General features: G+C 59.5%; 11 protein-coding genes. 7 read left to right on the top strand and 4 right to left on the bottom strand.

From position 1 onward, the window contains the following. Window positions 1-97 precede the first annotated feature (97 nt). Window positions 98-922 (bottom strand): HAD-IIB family hydrolase, encoded by an 825-nt coding sequence (locus Mal15_RS10925; RefSeq protein WP_147867792.1) that lies wholly within the window; start codon window positions 920-922, stop codon window positions 98-100. A gap of 1,581 nt (window positions 923-2,503) precedes the next feature. Between Mal15_RS10925 and Mal15_RS10920 the strand changes: the two genes are divergently transcribed. The 3 genes from Mal15_RS10920 to Mal15_RS10910 all read left to right on the top strand — a co-directional run bounded on the left by Mal15_RS10920 (window position 2,504) and on the right by Mal15_RS10910 (window position 13,483). Continuing rightward, window positions 2,504-3,097 carry an RNA polymerase sigma factor gene (locus Mal15_RS10920; RefSeq protein WP_147867791.1) on the top strand — a complete coding sequence of 198 codons (594 nt, stop codon included), beginning with the start codon at window positions 2,504-2,506 and terminating at the stop codon, window positions 3,095-3,097. 254 nt (window positions 3,098-3,351) lie between these two features. Then, a complete protein-coding gene (locus tag Mal15_RS10915; protein WP_147867790.1) occupies window positions 3,352-8,046 on the top strand; it encodes a protein kinase domain-containing protein in 4,695 nt (1,564 codons plus the stop codon). Window positions 8,047-8,197: 151 nt separating this feature from the next. After that, on the top strand, window positions 8,198-13,483 hold the full coding sequence (locus tag Mal15_RS10910) for a cohesin domain-containing protein (protein ID WP_147867789.1): 5,286 nt from the start codon (window positions 8,198-8,200) through the stop codon (window positions 13,481-13,483). 254 nt (window positions 13,484-13,737) lie between these two features. Here the strand turns inward: Mal15_RS10910 and rsgA are convergent, their stop codons facing one another. Beyond that, window positions 13,738-14,787, bottom strand: a complete 1,050-nt coding sequence (gene rsgA, locus Mal15_RS10905; RefSeq protein WP_147871950.1) for a ribosome small subunit-dependent GTPase A — start codon at window positions 14,785-14,787, stop codon at window positions 13,738-13,740. 639 nt (window positions 14,788-15,426) lie between these two features. On the opposite strand from rsgA, the gene Mal15_RS10900 reads away from it, so the two are divergent. The 3 genes from Mal15_RS10900 (at window position 15,427) to Mal15_RS10890 (ending at window position 17,984) form a co-directional block, all read left to right on the top strand. After that, window positions 15,427-16,035 (top strand): hypothetical protein, encoded by a 609-nt coding sequence (locus tag Mal15_RS10900; protein ID WP_147867788.1) that lies wholly within the window; start codon window positions 15,427-15,429, stop codon window positions 16,033-16,035. Window positions 16,036-16,144: 109 nt separating this feature from the next. Beyond that, window positions 16,145-16,720 (top strand): nitroreductase family protein, encoded by a 576-nt coding sequence (locus Mal15_RS10895; RefSeq protein ID WP_147867787.1) that lies wholly within the window; start codon window positions 16,145-16,147, stop codon window positions 16,718-16,720. 40 nt (window positions 16,721-16,760) lie between these two features. Next, window positions 16,761-17,984 (top strand): alpha/beta hydrolase family protein, encoded by a 1,224-nt coding sequence (locus Mal15_RS10890; protein ID WP_233903398.1) that lies wholly within the window; start codon window positions 16,761-16,763, stop codon window positions 17,982-17,984. Between the two features lie 121 nt (window positions 17,985-18,105). Here Mal15_RS10890 and Mal15_RS10885 read toward each other — a convergent pair whose 3' ends face one another. Beyond that, on the bottom strand, window positions 18,106-18,468 hold the full coding sequence (locus tag Mal15_RS10885; protein ID WP_147867786.1) for a DUF1805 domain-containing protein: 363 nt from the start codon (window positions 18,466-18,468) through the stop codon (window positions 18,106-18,108). Between the two features lie 10 nt (window positions 18,469-18,478). Further along, window positions 18,479-18,934, bottom strand: a complete 456-nt coding sequence (locus tag Mal15_RS10880) for a VOC family protein (protein ID WP_147867785.1) — start codon at window positions 18,932-18,934, stop codon at window positions 18,479-18,481. 222 nt (window positions 18,935-19,156) lie between these two features. Between Mal15_RS10880 and Mal15_RS10875 the strand changes: the two genes are divergently transcribed. Beyond that, the gene (locus Mal15_RS10875) at window positions 19,157-21,025 is read left to right on the top strand and encodes a pentapeptide repeat-containing protein (protein WP_167546728.1); all 1,869 of its coding nucleotides are present in this window, start codon (window positions 19,157-19,159) and stop codon (window positions 21,023-21,025) included. Window positions 21,026-21,068: the final 43 nt, after the last annotated feature.

Below are 21,068 nucleotides of genomic sequence, written 5' to 3'. Positions count from 1 at the left end.
CACTACCGCTGAGCCGGTCGTGTCCACTGTGATTCCCACGCTCTGGCGAGCGTAGCTACGTGAGCGCCCCGAGGTTTTCCTCGCACGCGATTCGCGCTTAAGATTGCCGTACCTCACGCTCCAGGTGATACATCAGCCCGTCACGCACCCCTTCGGGGCCATGACCTTCGGCCAGGTACAACCATTGTTGATCGGCCATCGCGTCGCGTGTTTCGGCGCGCAATTGCTCGTCGGCGTTGCCCACCAGGACGGCTCGAAAACCGCGCGTCATCGCTGCGGTGTCGTTCCCCGAATCCCCGGCAAATACGATCGACGCGGCGTCGATTGATCGACGCGTCGCCCACCACTGGATCGCGCTGCCCTTGTTCACATCGACCGGCAAGATGTCCATCAATCCTTCGCCGGTTTCCGGGTCGCGGCTGATCGTGAATGCGAGCGGGCAATCGAAGTCCGCGATCCATGCCGCGACCTGTTCGCGCACCTCCGCCACCGCGTCGTGGGGAAAGTCGAAACTGCACTTTAAAAGCGTTTGCTGGTTCGGGCTTTGTGGCGTCAGCCGTTCGACGCGTTCGCACAGCGCCGTCTGGATTCCGGCGTTCGTCCAGCCGCCCATTCGATCCAACAACGCCTGCTGGTAATCGAGATCTTGTTCGTACGTCCCGTTGTCACTGCGATGCCACATCGTCGACCCGACATCGCACAGGATCGACGCCGGGTGTGGCAAGTCGAACTTCGTGATCGCCTCAAACGTCAGCTCAAACGATCGCCCCGTGACAAAGATTAATTGCAGCGAGTGTTCCACGACCAGACTGCCCAGATGCTTGACCGCCGCGTGCTGCTCGGGCGTCTGCCGGACAGGGATCAACGTTCCGTCCAGGTCGGTGGCCAGCGTCGTGACCGTTTGGTTCGATTTTAAGTTCATGGGGGATGTTGAAGGGTTTCTGAAAGGCGCGACCGATGACGTACCGGTCGGTCAGGTTCAGGTGAGAGCAAACGTAGTGCCAGTGTAGAACCATTGTCCCAATTGTTCCCCCCAGCCGCTCCGGTTGAGAGGCGCCTCCGCGGTGTTCGCTGCGCTCGCACGGGAGAACAGTTGGGGACAACGGTTCGACACTTTCTCAACCGCTGCGGCTGAGACGCTCCGGGGTGTTTCGCTGCGCTCACAGCATTGTAGAACCATTGTCCCAATTGTTCCCCCCAGCCGTTCCGGCTGAGAGCCGTCGCCGGGGTGTTCGCTGCGCTCGCACGGGAGAACAGTTGGGGACAACGGTTCGACACTTTCTCAACCGCTGCGGCTGAGACGCTCCGGGGTGTTTCGCTGCGCTCACAGCATTGTAGAACCATTGTCCCAATTGTTCCCCCCAGCCGTTCCGGCTGAGAGCCGTCGCCGGGGTGTTCGCTGCGCTCGCACGGGAGAACAGTTGGGGACAACGGTTCGACACTTTCTCAACCGCTGCGGCTGAGACGCTCCGGGGTGTTTCGCTGCGCTCACAGCATTGTAGAACCATTGTCCCAATTGTTCCCCCCAGCCGTTCCGGCTGAGAGACGCCTCCGAGGTGTTCGCTGCGCTCGCACGCAGGAACAGTTGGGGACAACGGTTCGACACTTTCTCAGCCGCTGCGGCTGAGACGCTCCGGGGGTGTTTCGCTGCGCTCACAGCATTGTAGAACCATTGTCTCAATTGTTCCCCCCCAGCCGCTCCGGCTGAGAGCCGTCGCCGGGGTGTTCGCTGCGCTCGCACGCAGGAACAGTTGGGGACAACGGTTCGACACTTTCTCAGCCGCTGCGGCTGAGACGCTCCGGGGGTGTTTCGCTGCGCTCGCACGGGAGAACAGTTGGGGACAACGGTTCGACACTTTCTCAGCCGCTGCGGCTGAGACGCTCCGGGGGTGTTTCGCTGCGCTCACAGCATTGTAGAACCATTGTCCCAATTGTTCCCCCCCAGCCGTTCCGGCTGAGAGCCGTCGCCGGGGTGTTCGCTGCGCTCGCACGGGAGAACAGTTGGGGACAACGGTTCGACACTTTCTCAACCGCTCCGGCTGAGACGCTCCGCGGTGTTTCGCTGCGCTCACAGCATTGTAGAACCATTGTCCCAATTGTTCCCCCCCAGCCGTTCCGGCTGAGAGCCGTCGCCGGGGTGTTCGCTGCGCTCGCACGGGAGAACAGTTGGGGACAACGGTTCGACACTTTCTCAACCGCTCCGGCTGAGACGCTCCGCGGTGTTTCGCTGCGCTCACAGCATTGTAGAACCATTGTCCCAATTGTTCCCCCCCAGCCGTTCCGGCTGAGAGCCGTCGCCGGGGTGTTCGCTGCGCTCGCACGGGAGAACAGTTGGGGACAACGGTTCGACACTTTCTCAACCGCTCCGGCTGAGAGGCGATCGCGGTGTTGCTGCATCCCGGCAACAAACCGCCGAAATCCAGCCACCATCCCCTCTGCAGGATAGCAGCAACCCACCCCAAGACATTACACTCATGGCGAACCTGTACCGGACGGTTTCTCCTTGGGGGCGATCTTGTATTCCAACGAATCGTTTGATGAATTGCTGATCCGATGTCGCCAGGGCGACTCGGAAGCCGTGGGCGTCTTGGTGCGTCAGTATTCGTCCCGGCTGATGGCAGTCGCTCAAAATCTGCTGAGCGCCCAGGTGCGGCGAAGGGTGGACGACGAAGACATCGTGCAGAGCGCCTTGTTCACATTTTTTCGTCGTGTCGAACAGGGGGAATTCGACATTCGCGATCCGGAAGACATTTGGCGATTGTTGGTCACCATCACGGTCCGTAAAGCACAGACGCAGGGACGACGTCATTCGGCCGAACAGCGCGACCCGGGGCGCGAAGCGAATGCGACCTGGCTGGTCGCCGCGATGTCACGTGAACCGGGGCCGGTCGAGGCGATCGTGCTGTCGGAAATCCTGGAGGATCTGACGCAGTGGCTGGAACAAGAAAAGTACGGCGAGATTTTGGAACGCATCCTTCGCGGTGAAGCAAAAGCTGACATCGCCAGGGATTTGGGGCTTTCCAAGCGAACGGTCGACCGAGTGCTGTTTCGAATCCGCGAGAAATTGGAATCCCAGATCGGCGAGACGGACGAGTGAGTTTTCAAAAACGGTCGATTCTCGTGTCTCGATCGGAGCACCATCGCGATTGCAACGATAGCACGTTGCCAGGAACGTTCGGGCGCTGCGGGCGCCGGGCGTAGCCGAAGCCGACAAGGCTTTCGCTATCGGAGTCGCGTTGTGGCGGGCGAATACTCTTGGCGAGTTCCGCTACGAAACTCTTGGCGAGTTCCGCTACGGGGAAAACCGAGAACGTCTGGATTTCTGCATGGTCAGTCTGGTTTGAGTGTCCAATGAGTTTTAAAGCCGATCCCGCCGCCGGTCTGTCGCATGAGCAACGGTCACGCTTTGATGCGTTCCTGTTGGAATTCGAAGAGCACTGGTCCCCGGACACCCTCGCAGAGTTTGCCGCGCGATTGGAGAGGTTCACCAGCCCGCTGGCCGAATCGCTGCTGCGTGAGATGATCCTGATCGATCTTGAACGACAGTGGGAACATGGCGTTCAGGTCAAGGTCGAAGACTATCTGCGACAGTATCCCGACGTGGCGAAGCTGAAGGACGTACCGCTGGATTTTGCCATCGCAGAAATCGAGGCACGTGCGGGTACCGGAGCCGCGCCGGATCCCGATGAATTCCTGACGCGGTTTCCGAAATTGGAGACCGAGCTACAGCCCTTCTTGCCGCGCCGACCGCAGGATACGCGGGAGATCCAGCGCGGGGACACCAGCCGGTCCGACCTATCCTGTGAATTGCCGCCGACTCCGCCGAAGCGTCCAAAGCTGCCGGATCGGTTTGGGCGCTACCGAATCATCCGGCGGATCGCCGATGGCGGCATGGGCGCGGTCTACTTGGCCGAAGACACCTCACTGTACGATCGACGTGTGGCATTGAAAGTGCCGCTTTTTGTGACCGATTCGCCCCGCGATGTCGAGTGCAGAACCCGGTTCTTGGCCGAGGCCCGGGCCGCGTCAAAGCTCACCGAGCATCCCAATCTGTGCTCGATCTACGAAATCGGACGGGTCGACGCGATCGACTACATCGCGATGCAGTACGTCGACGGCGAAACGCTGGAAACCCACTTGCGATTGCATGGCCGGCTGGAGCCACGCCGGGCCGCCGCCTTGGTCATCAAGATCGCCCAGGCGATCGACTATGCCCACCAACGTGGCATCATCCATCGCGACTTGAAACTGGCCAACATCATGATCAGCTCACTCGGCGAGCCGGTCGTGATGGATTTCGGATTGGCCAGGCTGTCCACGGAACCCGAACAGACGCGTCTGACACGCGACGGGGTCTTGATCGGTACACCGGCATACATGTCGCCCGAGCAGGTCAAGGCGAATGCCGATCAAATCCACTCGGCGACCGACATCTACAGCCTGGGTGTGGTGTTCTATCACTTGCTAACCGGCCGGCTGCCGTTTCGAGGATCGCTGGGCACGATCATGAGCGGCGTACTTCGCGATGATCCAGATCCGCCGAGCAAGACCCTGCCAGATTTGGATCGGCAATTGGAAGCCATCTGTCTGACCATGATGTCCAAGCGGGCCGAGGACCGGTATGTGTCGATGGGCGAAGTGGCACGGATGCTCTCCGACTGGCTTCAACCGGAACAGCCGCCCCAAGTCGATGCGACCGCTGCGCGACGCTTCGTTCACTCTTGGCCCCGCGTGATCGCCGTCGGCCTATCGCTTTTGTTGCTGATCGTAATGGCCGTCGTGCTGATCGTACGCACCGACCACGGATCGGTGCGATTCGAACTGTCGCAAAACGATCTCGGCGTCGTCGTCGACGGCAACCGATTCAAGCTGCAAGAGCTGGGGGTGCCCCAGCGACTGACGCCGGGGCCGCACCGGCTGGCGATCGAAATCGGCGGAACGCAGGTGCCACTGGACCGCCCGTTTACGATCGAAACGGTCGAGTTCCAAGGCCGTGCAAAACTCGCCGTGCAAATCGACGGCGTTTCCATCACGTCCAACACCTTCGACGTCGCGCGTGGGACAAAGCATGTGATGCACGTGTCGTTGATCGATCTGCCGCCCCCGGCGGACCCGCCGCAGCCAAACTCCGTCAAATCAAAAGCCAACTCCGCCAGTGCCACGGCTGCCAGCGTGCCGCCGGACGTCACCGCCGATTCGGCGTTGGCGTTTAACGGAATCGATAGTTATGTGTCGATCCCGTCGTTCCGTTATGACGGGTCGTTTCCGATGACCGTTGAAGCGTTTGTCACACCATTTGGGAACGTTGACGACGGGCACGTGGTTTCAAATACGCAATCGTCCGGTTTTTCGCTCGTGTCACAGCGAGGCAATTGGAATTTCTATTTCCGTGACCTGCAAGGATGGGGGCACGCCAAAACTCCACACAGCGAGTTCGGGCGTACGGTCCACTTGGCGGGCGTTTATGACGGTCGTGAAGTGTGTTTGTTTGTGGACGGACACGCCAAGCATCGCGTTAAGGTTCAATACGAACATCGCCCTTCGGTCCAGCACTTGTTCCTTGGAGCGGGCAACAATGCGGTCAATGAACCCGAAACGTTCTTTTCCGGGCTGATCCATCAGGTGCGGCTGTCCAGCGTCGCACGCTACAACGCCGATTTTCAGCCGCCGCTTGATTTGGCAAATGATTCAAGCACGCTGGCCCTGTACGACTTTAATGAACAGACCGGCGACGTTCTGAGCGACCGTTCTGGTAACGGTCATGACGGACGCATCCACCACGCGCGTTGGGTCCGCAAGCATGAACCCGACATCGACGCGGTCGATGATTGGACGCTCACCCACCGCTGGACGGCGGCCGTTCACCATCGCTCCGTCCGAGCCGTCGCCGTTTCGCCGGACGAAACAATGATTGCCAGCGGAGGCGATGACGGTTCGATCGCAATCTTTGATGCGGCAACCGGCAATCTGAAGCGGCAGATTTCCGTCGCCCCCAAACGGATCATCGATCTCGCCTTTGCCCCCGACGGACAGTCGCTGGCCGTTTGCGGATGGGACAACGAGGTCCGGGTCGTCGACCTGGACTCCGGAAAGCAGCGTTCGAACTTCCATGCCCCTACCGGCGTTGGCAAGACGGCCATGACCGGTGTGCATTTTGCTCCGCAAGGCGACCGATTAATCAGCGGTGGATGGAACGCAAAGATACACGTCTGGGACACGGCAACGGGCCGCACCGATCGAGTACTGGAGTATCCCGATGGCCGGATCCACTGCACGGCATTGTCAAACGACGCAACGTTGGTCGCCGCCGGTGGTCACCGCACCATCCAGGTCTGGGATCTTGCCAGTGGAAAAGCTCGATTCAATCTGAAAGGGCATTGCAATACGGTCACCAAGGTCGCGTTTTCACACGATGGAAACGCATTGCTGTCGGCCAGCACCGATGGATCGATTCGCTGCTGGAACACGATCGATGGCAGTCTGATGAGCGTTTGGTGGAATCAAAACCCGCTGGTCGACGTGAGATGGTTTCGCGATCACCAAACGGTCGTCTCCAAGGATCAATCCGGACGCGTGCGATTCTGGAATGCCGCATCGGGTCAGCAAGTCGGCGAAACAATGACTCACCTCGGCAAACTGGGAATCATCGGGCTGCTCGATCGCGACCGGCGAATGGTGACCTGTGGTGATCGCGGCTTGGTAAAGATGTGGGAGATCACGAAAACCCAACGTCCCTTTGTCGCCGATGCTCCTCGATCGCCCTCTGGACCCGAAGCCGATCAGAACCACGTCCTGTACTGTGACGGTGTCTCCTCGCATGTCCGGATTCCAAAGTTTCGTTACGACGGGACACACCCGATCACGATCGAAACTTGGTTGCGATTGCCATCGCTCACGACCAACCCGTCCGATCACCGGCCGGGCGTGATCTCGCAAAACGACGGACGCGGGATCAATCTGTTGTTGATGGAGCGTGGATTCTTTCAATGCGGGGCCGCCGGCTGCGGCGACGTGATCGCGGACACCGTGGCGGCGACCGATCGCTGGACACACGTCGCGTTCACCTACGATTCATCGACACTTGCGTTGTTCGTCGATGGAAAGCTTCAGTATCGGAAAACGTCGTCCGAGCCGTTTGCCGCCGGAGAGAAGGATTTCATCATCGCGGCCGATCCCACCACCGCGACCGGCGTCTCGCGTCACCTTCGGGCGCTGTTCGACGAAATCCGATTCTCGAAGACGGTGCGGTACCGCCAAGACTTTCAACCTCCGAGACGACATCGCAAGGACTCAGAGACGATCCTGCTTTATCATTTCGATGATCGGTCGCACGAGACGGCAATCGATGCGACGGGAAATGGGTTCGACGGTCAGATCCACCGCGGACGTGTGATCGCCGCAGGGACGCCGCCACCGGGTTTTAGCCGACCGGCCGACGCGGTCTCCACGATGAACGAACCGCTGAAGTCCTTTGACACGGCCTTTGACAGCGTTTCAAAGGAGACGCCGACGGCGGTCAAGGACTATGACAACGCGTTCCGCTCGCGGGAACCCGAACCTGTCCGCTGGCATGCCGACGGCCAGCTGAACATCAAATCCGGTGGTGGCTCGAAAGCCTGGAACGTGATCGGAATGCGTCGGGGGCTGCTAGAGGTCACCGGCCGCGCCGCCAACCAAGAAACAAGCTGGATGGTGAACTTGACCAACGTCTCCCTTCGACGTGGCATCCGGATTGTGGTCCGCAGCGACGGACAGATTCGGTTCGGACAAAGTCTGTTTCAATTCACGCCACAAGTCGCCGAGCGTTTATTAACGACCGTTGCGACCGACACGATTCGTCACGTGAACCGTCTGGGGCTTGCCGTCGATCGCCGCTCGGTCCAGGTGTTCTGGAACGGTTCATCGATCAGCGACCCGATCACGCTGGACTATGACCTGACTCCCTGTACGGTCGCGTTAGGCAATCACGGGTCCGGCCATTCGCAATTTGATGCCGTTCGCTATTGGCGTCCATTTGACGCCCGCAACGAAGACTGGCGGCCGTGAGGGCGAAAACGAAAGTTTTGTCTTTTTTTCAAAGATCCTCCGAATTCTCTGTCACAAAGCGATGGCTGTCGCGATTGACTGATTGACCCGGAACGTCACCGATCCGATTTGCATCGCCATTGATTCACCCGACCGATTCGAGAAGCACGCCATGAAACGCCGAAACGTATTCCGAACACGACGCCAACGCACCTCGCTTCGCCGTCGACTGAATCGAATGACCAAGCGACCGCGGTTTGAGTCGTTAGAGGATCGTCGAGTCTTGGCTGCCTTTTCGGGCCTGATCACGACGGACATGACGCTCACCGACCCGGCGGATCCGGTGACCTTTACCGCTGACACCGTGATCGCGTCCGGCGTGAAATTCGAGGTCGGCGCGAATGTTCCGGTCATCATTCATGACGACGTCAACATCAGTGTTGACGGCATGCTGACGTTCAACCACTCCGCCGGCGTCGAGATCACCGACGGAAGTGGGGGGCAGAATTCGGGAATCGTCGTCAACGGCTCGGGGACGCTGGACATCAACGACACCGACTTCACGCGTCGGACAGTCAGCAATGGGTTTGATCGAACGCGGATCGCAGTTCTGGCCGGTGGCAAGTTCATGGCGGCCGATTCCCGATTCGATTGGGACGCGATCACGCTAGAAGACGGCAGCTTGATCGCTGACGCGACCGCTACCTGGGTCCAAGGCAATGAATTCAATCAGACGATTCGTGTCCCCCACACGCATTTGCAAGATCCATCACATTTGAACGCCAACCTGCGTTTTGAAGACATCGAGATCCTTGGCGGAACGCTGCCGAGCGGTGAATCGCTGAACCTGAATCAAATCGGCACCGCGACGACGGTCGACTTGAGGTACGTGTTCCCCTCCGGTTTCGAGGTGCAGACAAACGCGACGCTTTCGATCAACCAAGATGTGTCGGTGTTGCTGCGAGAGGATCAGCTGTTTTCAGTCGACGGGACGCTGAAGTTCGACAATGCGGCGCCGTTTGTGGTCGAAGACGGTTTCAGCGGAAACGCGTCCGGAATCTCGGTCAGTGGGACGGGGACGCTCGACGTCATCAATACCGATTTCGCCCGAATCAATAGCGGAAATCTGCAGGATATCGTACGTGTCAATGTGGACGCCGGAGGCAGGTTCAAAGCATCCGATTCACAATTCGATTGGGACGCGATCAACTTGGCCGCGGGCAGCGTCATCAATGACGGCGCGACTCCGTGGGTGGTCGGGAACGAATTCGTCCAGACGATCTCGGTGCCCTATCAACACCTGCAAGATGCATCGCGATTGTCGGGTAACCTGCGTTTTGAAGACATCGAGATCCTTGGCGGAACGCTGCCGAGCGGTGAAGCGCTGAACCTGAATCAAATCGGCACCGCGACGACGGTCGACTTGAGGTACGTGTTCCCCTCCGGTTTCGAGGTGCAGACAAACGCGATGCTTTCGATCAACCAAGATGTGTCGGTGCTGTTGCGAGAGGATCAACTTTTTTCAGTCGACGGGACGTTGAAGTTCGACAATGCGGCGCGGTTAGTGGTCGAAGACGGCTATGGCGGAGGCGAGGCCGGGATCTCCGTCAGCGGTACAGGCACTCTGGATGTCATCAACACCGACTTCGGACGCGTCAACACGGGGAACTTGCAGGACTATATTCGCATCAACGTTGCTGCCGGTGGTGCGTTCAAAGCGAGCGATTCGCTATTCGATTGGGATTCCATCGATCTCGCCGATGGAAGTCTTATCAGCGGTGGTTCAAATCCATGGGTGCTCCGCAACGAGTTCCTGCAACCGATCTCGCTGCCGTATCGACATCTGCAAGTCGCCTCACACCTATCGGACAACTTGCGTTTCGAAGATGTCGCTATTTTGGACGGTTCTTTGCCTGTCGGAGAATCGTTGAATCTGAATCAAATCGGCACCGCGACGGCTGCAGACCTTCGCTATATCTTTCCGAGCGGATTCACCATCCGGGAAGACGCCTTGCTTTCGATCAATGAAGGGGTGCGGACGCTGCTGAAGGAGAATCAGCAATTCAACGTCGACGGCACGCTACGTTTTGATCATGCGGCGTCGCTGTTGATCGAGGATGGATATGGCGTGCAGACCTCGGGCATTTCGGTCGGTGCAACGGGGTCGCTGGATGTCGTCAACACAGATTTCACGCGTGTGAACACCGGGAATGCTTCGGACAAGGTGCGGATTTTCGTCCGTGGCAACTTTCACGCCGAAAAGTCACGACTTGCTTGGGATCAGATCGAGGTTGATCCGGCGGGCTCCATCACGCTTGACCGTAATGAGGTTGACACTCCGATCCAAATCGACGGTTCGGCTCGGACAAATATTCGCATCAACGATTTCAGCAACTTGCTGTCCAACAACACCGGCATCGTGCTGGTCGGGGATCCGAACGGTGAAGTCGACCTGCGTTATAACTACTGGGGCACGACGACGCCGCAGCAGATCGACGCCAAGATCATGCACCAGATCGACGACGCCGATCGCCCGCTTGCGGTTTACCTGCCGGCGCTGCCCGCGCCTCGGGCCGGATTCGGTGAAATCACCGGGACCAAGTTCAACGACCTGAACAACAACGGTCGGCGCGATGCCGGTGAACCCGGGCTCGGTGGCGTCCGGATGTACGTCGACATCAACAACGACGGGCAGCATGACCCCGGTGAACCATTCTCGATTTCGGCGGCCGATGATCCGAATACCACCGACGTCGACGAAACCGGCAACTACCGGATCATCGACCTGATCGAAGGCAGCCATGTCGTTCGAGAAGTCGTCCCGACCGGATACGAGCAAACCTTTCCGGTCGTCGACGCCGTTGCGACGACCATCGGGTTCGACGGGATCGGACCCGAGTCCGGCGTCACGCTGCCCGGCGTTTCCGACTTCCAACTCGCCGGCGCCGAATTCTCTGGGGGAACGATCCTGAATTCGGGCGTACCGGAGCTGAACGCCTCGGGGCTGTTCGCATACGAAGTCACCTCCGAAGAGGCGAGTGTGCAGTTTGATCGGTTGATCGATTCGGCACGGTTTTTCTTCGTCCATGCCGGGACCACCGCAGCGACGGCGACGGCGTACGGGATCGATGGGGCCGTTTTGGGCCAGGTCACCAGTCAACTTGCGACCACCAACGCGGACCCCGCCAACTTTGTCACATTGGATCCGGGCGCGCCGATTTCGCGTATCGTTTTTGGCGGCGGCGTGATCGATCAGTTCACCTTCACCAGCACCGCCAGTGATCAATCGCATTTGGTGCACGTGGGAGACGAGGAGGTTGTCGGTGGGATCGATTTTGGAAATTTCCAAGTGACCCCCACGCTGGTCGTCACACAATTCATGGCGACCAACAACGGCTTCGTCGCACACTTCAACCACTCCCTCGATGACAACGATTTGAATCTGTACGACGGTTTCGACCAAAGCCTTGGGGCGGCGGACGTCGTCTTGCAGGGAGCCACGTCGGGTACCGTCCGGGGATCATTGGTGCTCGGCGACGCCGGACGAACCGTGACCTTCATCCGCACCGGTGGTCCGCTCGTGCCAGATCACTACACCGTCACGCTGCGCAGTGCCGCCGACGGTTTCAATGACGATCAAGGCGACTTGCTGGACGGGAACGAAGACGGAACGGCGGGCGATGATTTCAGTCGCACTTTTGAAATCGCGACGCCGGCGGCCGAAGGCGTGACCCTGGGCATCGCCGACTTTGCCCGCGGCGCCGGCCAGGACGTTCATCTTCCCCGCAACGGCGATGTCGGCATCCCGGTGACGTTGAGCACCGGGCATGACGTCTCCAGCGTCGACTTTGAATTGGCCTTTGATCCGACCCTGTTGACGGTCAGCGGCTTTCACACCGACATCGCTGGTGCTGCCGCGGCATTCAACTTGGTCGCTCCCGGACTGGCACGTGTGACCGTCAGCAGCCCCCGAGAGTTTTCCGCGGCGGACGGTGCGTTTGAACTCGGCCGATTCACCGCCTCCGTCCCCACCTCGGCGCCCTACACCGCCAAGCACGTTTTGGACATCCGCGCCGCCGCGGTCCGTGACAGCGCCCCGCTGCCGGCCTTGCGTCCGACCCGCGATGACGACGGTTTGCATGTCGCCGCCTACGCCGGCGACAGCAACGCCAGTCGGTCCTACACCGGTGGCGACGTCACGCATCTTCAGCGTGTGATCGTCGGTCTCGCAACGGGGTTCGCCGATTACAAACTGGCCGACCCCCGCGTCATCGCGGACATCGACCACGGCGGTGATCTGACTGGAGGCGATGCGACGTTGCTGCAGCGCGTGATCATTGGCGTCCCCGTCGATCAGGTGCCCCCGATCCCCGGCGGCGTGGCGCCACCGCCTCCCAGCGGCCCCGACCCGCTGATCTACCTGCCCACCGACCTCCAGGCATCGCCGACGACGACGGTCAGCGCCCCGGTGATGCTGAAGGTGACCGAAAGCGACGGCATCACGCTCAGCAGCGTCGATCTGGTCATCGAATTTGATCCCGACAAGTTTGACGTTGCCAATTTCCGCTTGGGCGATCTGTTGCAGGATGCCGGGTTCAGTGATCCGGCGGTCAACACACAGCAGGAAGGGATCATTCGCATCACCATGTCGACGGCCGGTAGCACCGTTTTGCTGCCGATGGACACGACCGGATCGCTGCTGGAATTCGACATGACCGTTAAGAGCGATGCCGTTTACGGGGCTTCGCCGATCAACTTGCGGGCTAACTTTATCGACGCGATCAGCCGCACAACGACGGGCGTGACCGATGCAAGCGTCGAAGAACTGACGCTGGCTCCGGCGCCGACCAATGACTCCGACGATCCGGTCGACGGATCGATCAAGGTGATGCCCGGTGTTCGGCAGATCGTCGTCAACGACGGGGCGAACAATCGATCGCAGATCACATCATTGACGATCCGGTTCAACACCATCCTGGACCACGCAACGCTTGACGATGCATTCGAATTATTGAATCTGGATCGCAACCAGAGTGTCGGGACCATCCATGTGTCTGCGGTCGACGACATCGATCAAGGGCAAACGGTGGCAACACTCACCTTCGACGGCGCTTCGACCGTTCCCCGCAGCGGTTCGGGGGCCTACGGAAATTCGCTGGCCGATGGCAACTATCACCTCGTCATTCGTCCCGAATTCGTCTCTCAGCTTGGAAGCGGCGACGAGATGACCGCCCCGTACTCGTTCGGTGAAAGTCCCGTCGACAGTTTCTTTCGATTCTATGGTGATACCGACGGAGACCGTGACGTCGATGGTCAGGACTATGGACGGTTCGGGTTGAGCTTCTTACGCAACTCTAGCGATCCGAGTTTTGACCCCTCGATGGACTCCGACGGGGACGGGGACGTCGATGGTCAGGACTACGGACGGTTCGGGCTGAATTTCTTGAAACGGGTTTAGATGCTGGTGGGAGAGGCAAAACGATGGGGCAAGACAATGGGTGGGGATGGAGAGTAGAAGGCTGAATGATACCGGGCAGAATGATGATGTCGGCAGACCATGATGACTCGATCAGCCAACATCTACTTCATCATTCAACTTTCCATCATCCCGCTTCCCCACCATCCTGCCCCGTATCATCCTGCCCCGTATCATTCTGCCCCCATCGTCTTGCCCCCATCGTTTTGCCACGTTCACTCCCGCGACTCCCCCTTTCAATACCGATCCCCACGTCGTCTCCGCTTCGCCTGGATGACCGATTTGTAAAACTTGCCCTGCTTCCGGGACTGCTGTCGTTGTTCGCGCAGTGACTGGGCATTGCGTGCTTGCTCGGACTGAAGTTTTTGATAGCTGGCCAACCGTCTGGCATCGAGTCGTCCGGATTCGATCGCGGCTTGAACGGCGCAACCGGGTTCGTCTTGGTGGGCACAATCATGGAATCGGCACTCGGTTGCGATTGCGACGATCTCGTCAAACACTTCGTCGATGCCTTGTTCGCAGGCGGTCAATTGCAATTCACGCATTCCGGGCGTGTCGATCAACAGTCCGCCGGCTTGCAGACGGTGGATCGATCGAGCCGTCGTCGTATGCCGGCCTTTCGAATCGTCTTCGCGGATTCCTTGCGTCGCAATCCGCCCCGCCCCCAAACTCATCGCCAGGGTCGATTTGCCGACGCCGGAGGATCCGACCAGCGCAACCGTTTGCCCGTGACGGCACCAGTGGGCAAGCGTCTGTGTTTCCGCCGGATCGCGCGCGTCGACGGTTTCAACCACCAAGCCACTCATCAGCCGACCGGCTTGCTGTCGCAATTGGTCGGGCACATCACACAAATCTGATTTGGTGAGCACAACGACCGGATTGACATGGGATTCGGCCGCGACGGCCAGATAGCGTTCCAGACGCGCGGTATTGAAATCATGGTTGCAGGAACTGACGATGAACAAGGTATCGATGTTGGCCCCGATCAGTTGAAGCTCCGCCTTCGATCCCGCAGCCTTCCGTGTCACCAGTGATTCCCGCTCCAGTCGCCGCACGCCGCGATGGGTATCCACGGCCAACAGCACCCAATCGCCGACCGCGAGATCGCCGCAGGCGGCCAGCAAGGATTGCGGCAACGCGATTTCGCCCGTCTCACTCCACAGCACGATTTGGCTGCCATAGTGTGCCGCCACGCGGGCCGGCGCCAGCGACGACGATTCTTCCGCGGTCAGTTGCAGGCTGAAGCAAGGTTTCCAACCGAGAGTCGAAAGTACCAGGGGATCCATACGCAACAAGTTTCCTGCGCCGGTGGGAACGTGGCTTGTGAGAGCATGCGAATCGCAAGAAGCCGACACCACGGCGGCCAGCAAGGTTCGCCGGGGCGGCAACGCCGACGCCGCCTTTGAGGTGGTGCGTTCGGGCCGAAGGTCTGGAGAGACCGAATAAGCCCACGGATAGCAGCGCGAACCCACGGATGTAATGCGGCCTGGGATCCGTGGGTTCGCGCTGCCAACCGTGGGCAATCGACCTCCCTGTGGTTCAGGGTGGTCAGAGAAATCTGCAACAACCTCTTAGAATCAAAGACTTTGAAAACGCACGGCCTCAGCCAGGGAGAGGGGGGCGTCTTCACTTGATGCCAATGGGTAGCCGACGCCGATCTCGCCGCAAAATCTCGCAGGTCGCCATCATAACGACTGCGCATCACAGCCGGCTGACTGAAGTCAAAATGACTACTTCTGGTGCGTTCATCGCTTCGATCTGACGTTGCCAGCATCTCTGTAAAACTCCGTGAAACACGGTGCGGATCACGTTTTGGAAGGCGACCTGGCGTGCCGGCGGCCGGGTTTGGCACGACGACTGCCTCTCAGGGTGATCGGGCGGACAAGCGGTCCGCCGACTCAGATCACGATCTACGGAGACCACGAATGCCTCTTCTGATCCAATCTTTTGCGACCCTTGGCTTGCTCACCGCGCTCATCGCTTCCCCCGCACTGGCCGACACGTACCGGCACATCGACGAACTGGCCAACGACATCGAAGACAAGGCGCGTTTGCTAGAGAAAGAGGTCCGCCACTATCGCCACACCCCCGAGTACCGGCATCTGGTCGAGGACACGCGTGCGATTCGCAAACTGGCCGATCACATCCACGACGTCGCCCACGATCACGGCAGCCTGTCGCACATGGAATCGGACCTCCGAGAACTGGATCGCGAGTTCCATCACTTGGTATCGGTGTTCGACCGAGTCGAACGGCACGCGGCTCATGGGCACGGCCACATCCACGGCGACACGCGGCATGTCCGCCGGCTGCTGCACTACATCGAAGTCGACATTCACCACATGCAAAACGACTTCCGCTCGCTGCGACGGCCGTACCACCATCATGATCGCACGACGCTCGCGCGTCCGCCGGTCTTCGCCGCTCCGCCGTCCAGGTGCCCGGACGACGACGCCTACCGCTGGGGCGGCTCTGGATTCGGCCGCGGCATTTCGATCGGCAGCGGAAGCTCACGGTTTACGATTCGCTGGTAACGACACCGGTCGATGAGCGGGGCAAGCACGGCTGACATCGAAGGGCGAGGATGGTAAGACATGCGATTGATCGCGTTCCTGTCATCTCTCGCCCCTTGCTTGCGCCCACATGGATCCCTCCTCCATCACCCAAGTGATTCGAAACCGCCGCACGGTCAAACCGGCGCGGATGTCCGATTCCAGCATCGACCGTGAAATCATCGAAGAAATCTTGATCAACGCGAATTGGGCCCCCACCCATGGGATGACTCAGCCCTGGCGGTTCAAAGTCTTCGAGGGGCCATCGCGACAAGCATTGGCCGACTTTCTTGCCGCGACCTACAAAGCGATCACGGCGCCGGAATCGTTCAAGCAGGCCAAGTACGACAGTTTTCGCGTCAACCCGACGCTGGCCGGAGCCGTCATCGCAGTCGGCATGAAGCGTCAGGAGATCCAGAAGATCACCGAACTCGACGAGATCATGGCGGTCGCCTGTGCCGTGCAAAACATGCATCTGACTGCCACTGCACACGGTCTGGGTGGGTTCTGGTCGACCAATGTCGCTGCGATGAGCGATCAAATGCGAGACTTCATCGGACTCGCTGCCCCGGACCGTGCGTTGGGGTTATTCTACTTGGGACACGTCTCCGGCGACTGGCCGGAAAGTGACCGGGAGGACGTCGCGACGAAGGTCAGTTGGGCCTAGGGCTGCGTTCCGATTCGAGATTCGCATCGGGGGAAGAACCGTGAGCAATCGAAGGGACGCACTCAGACATTCCGCGGTGATCGGGCTGTCGGTGCTGGCCGGTTTCTTGGTCGATGCGCAATGGCGGAATCGTGAGATCACCGATCATGACGCGTCGTCGACCATGGTCGATGCCGATCCGCTGACTGGAGCGGCTGACGGAGTGGTCTGCATCACGTTGGTTTCCGACGCGGCGCATCAACGGCTGCCGCGCGAAAACTTGTTGCTCTATCGCGACGATCGCGGACAACCTCGCCCCGTGAAAACCCCTGACGACTGGGCCAAGCGAAGACGGGAGATTGTGGCTGGCATGCAGTCGGTCATGGGAATGCTGCCCGGCGCGGAAAAGCGTTGCCCGCTCGACGTTCGAGTGATCGAACAAGTCCGGCAACCCGGCTATTTGCAGCAACGGATCAGTTACCAGTCCGAACCCGGATCCCGCGTCACCGCGTACCTGTTGATCCCCGACGCTGCCCGCGACCACCCGGAGCGAAAACTTCCGGCCGTTTTGTGTCTGCATCCGACCGACGATCGGATCGGTCACCGTGTCGTCATCGATTCCGATGCCAGACCGAACCGTCAGTATGCCAGCGAGTTGGCCGCGCGGGGTTTTGTGACGCTTTCGCCCAGCTATCCGTTGTTGGCCGCTTATCAACCCGACCTGAAATCGCTGGGGTGGGAGAGCGGAACGTTAAAGGCGGTGTGGGACAACATCCGCGGTTTGGATTTATTGCAGTCGTTGCCGTACGTCGACAGCGCCGGGTTCGGCTGTATCGGCCACTCGCTGGGTGGACATAATTCCGTCTACACCGCTGTTTTCGACGATCGCATCAAAGCCGTCGTATCGAGCTGCGGTCTGGATTCCTATCTCGATTACTACGGTGGCGACGCGGCGCGTTGGTTGCCCGGCCAGGGCTGGTGTCAAACACGATACATGCCACGACTGGCGGACTACCGCGGACGTTTGGAACAAATCCCGTTCGACTTTCACGAGATGGTCGGTGCCCTCGCTCCGCGGCACGTGCTGATTTCCGCTCCCTTGCACGACGGCAATTTCCAAGCCGAAAGCGTGGACCGAATTGCGGAGGCTGCCCGCATGGTCTACGCGTTGCTGGGCCATCCCGACCGGCTGCGGGTCGAGCACCCGGATTGCGATCACGACTTTCCGGTCGACGTCAGGCAGCAGGCGTATCGCCTGTTCGACGAGGTCTTGCGTAATCGTTGACCGCATGGTCGCCGTGTTCTCCGAACTCGGCGCGTGCGAAAAAGCGAAGCTTTGCCCCGCGCCGACCTCGGAGAGGACGGCGACGGTCCATCCCAATCGAAACCGAAGCTGCGATCGGTCGCTAACGCATCCTCTTGGTGTTCGGCGGATTCTCTGCGGCAAGCATCTTTTCGACCGCCTGCCGGCCCGTCATCCCGATTTCGATCCCCATCGCTTTGGCTTGCGGTGTCGCGTCCACGATGGGTGCATCAAACAGGTCCTCCGGTTCGACCAGCGGATCACTGGGGGTGCCTTTGGCGATGGCGATCGCCTGATTGAATTCGGTGGGCGTCGCCATGTCATAGATCCCGCAGCCGACGATCCCTCGCCGGGTCAGGATCGAGCAATACTGACCGTTTTCCCAACGGTTGCTGATACCGATCGCCCGGCCGTTGTCGAAAGTCAATTCGCGGGACGTCGATCGTGGAAGCGTTTCGTCGTTCATCCTCGTTGCCTTAGTGAGACGCGGCGGATCCGGTTCGGTCAAAGACTTCGACACAATGACCGTCGGGGTCGTAGAACCACAGTTGCATGCAGCCGTCGGGGCGTTTTCGCGGACCGCCTTGGATCCGCACGCCGGCCGATTCAAGAATGCGATGTGCGCGAATCGCGTCTTCGACTTCGAACGCAAAGTGATGGGTCAAACCCGATGTGACTCGATCCGGATCCAATCCTCCGCCCGGCTCGGAGGTTCCCTCCATCGTCTCGATCAGGTGGACTTGCGTCGCGCCGGCTTGGAGCCAGTGGCCCGGGAACCCGAAATCCGGCCGTTCGACCTCCTCCATCCCCAGCAGGTCGCGGTAAAAGTCTCGGCTGCGCGAGAGATCATGCACGACGATCGTCACATGGTCGATCGCTTTAACACCGATCGCGGACGTCGCATGTTTCGTTGGAGGCGATGGAGTCGTCATGGTTCACGGGAAAATCGAAACGAGAGAGACACGAAACGGAGGAGGGAGACGTATGTCCCTGCAGGGACGTTACTTTAGACCATTCAGCAAAGCGGTGTGCCCGTGGGCGACGAATCGTGGAGGCGAATGGAGGGGGCGTGCCGAGAAATCCGCATTTCACCGGCGGAAATTCTTGCCGCGGGCCAATCAAAGTCGGACAATGACCTGGTCTTTGGAGGTATCATGATCCGGCCCATTCGCTCGCCCGTTGCCCCACGTGTGGTCTCGCCGATCAGCGGAGACGTCACGCCCCTGGTGGATCAAATCGAAGGCTTGCTGGCCCGGCCCAAGCACGTCCGTGTGCGTGTGGAAGGCGAAGGGCACGTCGAAGCATTGAATCACCTCGCCGCGTCGATGTCCGAAATGATTGCGTCGGGCCGATTGCGGCTGGATGATGAGATTCAACCATTCGACCTGGGCGATGAAACGGTCACCGTCGTCACGAGCAAGCTCATCCCCTGCGATCTGGTCTTGAGTCTCTGTGGATGGTCGCGCGACGACATGATCGAGTATCTGTTGGCCCGACATCGCAACCAATGCCGAAGCGTGATGGGCCGTCTTGAAGGGGAAAACCTGCGATACGCGTCGGGATCGCCCGCCGTTTGGCAATGGATCCTTGACGAAATGGTGGCTGATCCAAACGCTCGCGAGATCGAGTCGATCGTCGTTGACCAAGTGCATCGCAGGATTGGCAACGAGCGGCACGCCCGAGCGCTCGCGGACATGATGCTGATGCACTCGGCCGAAGCCTTGGAAATGTTTCCGCTGGCCAGTGTTTTGCCGGCATCGGTTTCCCGAGTTCTGTCGAGACCCGATGTCGCGTTTGCGTTCACCAACGAGCGACTACTTGAGCGATTGCGTTTACCTCAGATCGAAGAATTGCGAACGTTACTGTCCCATCGCTGGCCGTTCAGGCGACTGAAAGCTGTGGCAATGCTTATCGACGGCAGCGATCAAATACCAATGCACCTGCAGAAAGTCTTCGCCGACGGCCGATCCGCGTCCGCCCCGACCTGTGCCACGCTGCTCTGTCTTTGCGATCCGGCATGGAAACCCTCCGGCACACAGATGTGTTTGCGTGGCGGACGGTTCGACAGTGCGATCTGGCCCGAAATTGACTTGAGCTCTGCAGACCTCAACCAAGCGACGTTTTGCGATGCGAATCTGGCGCGTGCCAAGTTCAATGCGGCGCTGCTCAAATCAGTTGACTTTTCCGGTTCGGATCTACGGTTTGCTGATTTCAGCGGCCTGCCGAGCGCCCCGGACGTCGACGAGCAGCATTATGGCAAAGGGCAAAGCAGCGAGATTCGGCAGGCGAACACCGCACACCAAGTCCGGCTCGGCGTGCTGGACATCGTCTCGGCAGTTTTTTCTGGTGCGGATCTTTCTCATGCAAACCTGTCCGGTCGGTGTTTCCAGCGATGCGACATGGCCAACGCCAACCTGACAGGTGTCCGTGCCTGCGGCGTTATCATCGATGAAACCCTGCTGGATGGGGCGAATCTCAGTCGGGGTGACTTTTCCGAATCGCGTTTTGTAAAAGTCGACTTTCGCAACACGCTGATCGACGATTCCTCGTTTTGTTGCGCGAGCTTTTCGTCACTGAAGCTGGATGAAGTGTCGGCGACCAACGTCAGTTTCCAGCAATGTGATTTGTCGTATGCCTCGATGACCGAGTCGACGTTGACCGGTTGCAATTTCCACGAGGCGATCCTGGTCAACGCAAGATTGGCGGAAATCAACTGGGAAGACTGTGATCTCCGCGATGCCGACTTGCGTGGCTGCAGCTTTCACCTGGGGTCCACCCGTTGCGGAATGGTTGGCAGCCCCTATCCCTCGCACGGAACGCGGACAGGCTTCTACACCGATGACTTTGACGAACAGTATTTCAAGAGCCCCGAAACGATCCGCAAAGCCAACCTGTGTGGGTCGGACTTGAGGGGGGCTGACATTTCCGGGATCGATTTCTACCTTGTCGATCTCCGGGGCGCCAAGTTTGACGCCGGCCAACGCAAACAGTTCGTCGCCACCGGCGCGATTTTAAATGACTAGTGCCGCGGAAAAGGGGTCAGGTACCAAAAACGCGAAGCACCCT

It is taken from the genome of Stieleria maiorica (genome assembly GCF_008035925.1).
Classification (GTDB): domain Bacteria; phylum Planctomycetota; class Planctomycetia; order Pirellulales; family Pirellulaceae; genus Stieleria; species Stieleria maiorica.
This window is presented reverse-complemented; position numbering and strand designations above follow the sequence as displayed.

Excerpts from the sequence above, each read along its gene's own strand:
- Mal15_RS10925 (WP_147867792.1), bottom strand. The coding sequence starts at position 922 with ATGAACTTAAAATCGAACCAAACGGTCACGACGCTGGCCACCGACCTG.
- Mal15_RS10915 (WP_147867790.1), top strand. The coding sequence starts at position 3,352 with ATGAGTTTTAAAGCCGATCCCGCCGCCGGTCTGTCGCATGAGCAACGG.
- Mal15_RS10910 (WP_147867789.1), top strand. The coding sequence starts at position 8,198 with ATGAAACGCCGAAACGTATTCCGAACACGACGCCAACGCACCTCGCTT.
- rsgA (WP_147871950.1), bottom strand. The coding sequence starts at position 14,787 with ATGGATCCCCTGGTACTTTCGACTCTCGGTTGGAAACCTTGCTTCAGC.
- Mal15_RS10900 (WP_147867788.1), top strand. The coding sequence starts at position 15,427 with ATGCCTCTTCTGATCCAATCTTTTGCGACCCTTGGCTTGCTCACCGCG.
- Mal15_RS10895 (WP_147867787.1), top strand. The coding sequence starts at position 16,145 with ATGGATCCCTCCTCCATCACCCAAGTGATTCGAAACCGCCGCACGGTC.
- Mal15_RS10885 (WP_147867786.1), bottom strand. The coding sequence starts at position 18,468 with ATGAACGACGAAACGCTTCCACGATCGACGTCCCGCGAATTGACTTTC.
- Mal15_RS10880 (WP_147867785.1), bottom strand. The coding sequence starts at position 18,934 with ATGACGACTCCATCGCCTCCAACGAAACATGCGACGTCCGCGATCGGT.
- Mal15_RS10875 (WP_167546728.1), top strand. The coding sequence starts at position 19,157 with ATGATCCGGCCCATTCGCTCGCCCGTTGCCCCACGTGTGGTCTCGCCG.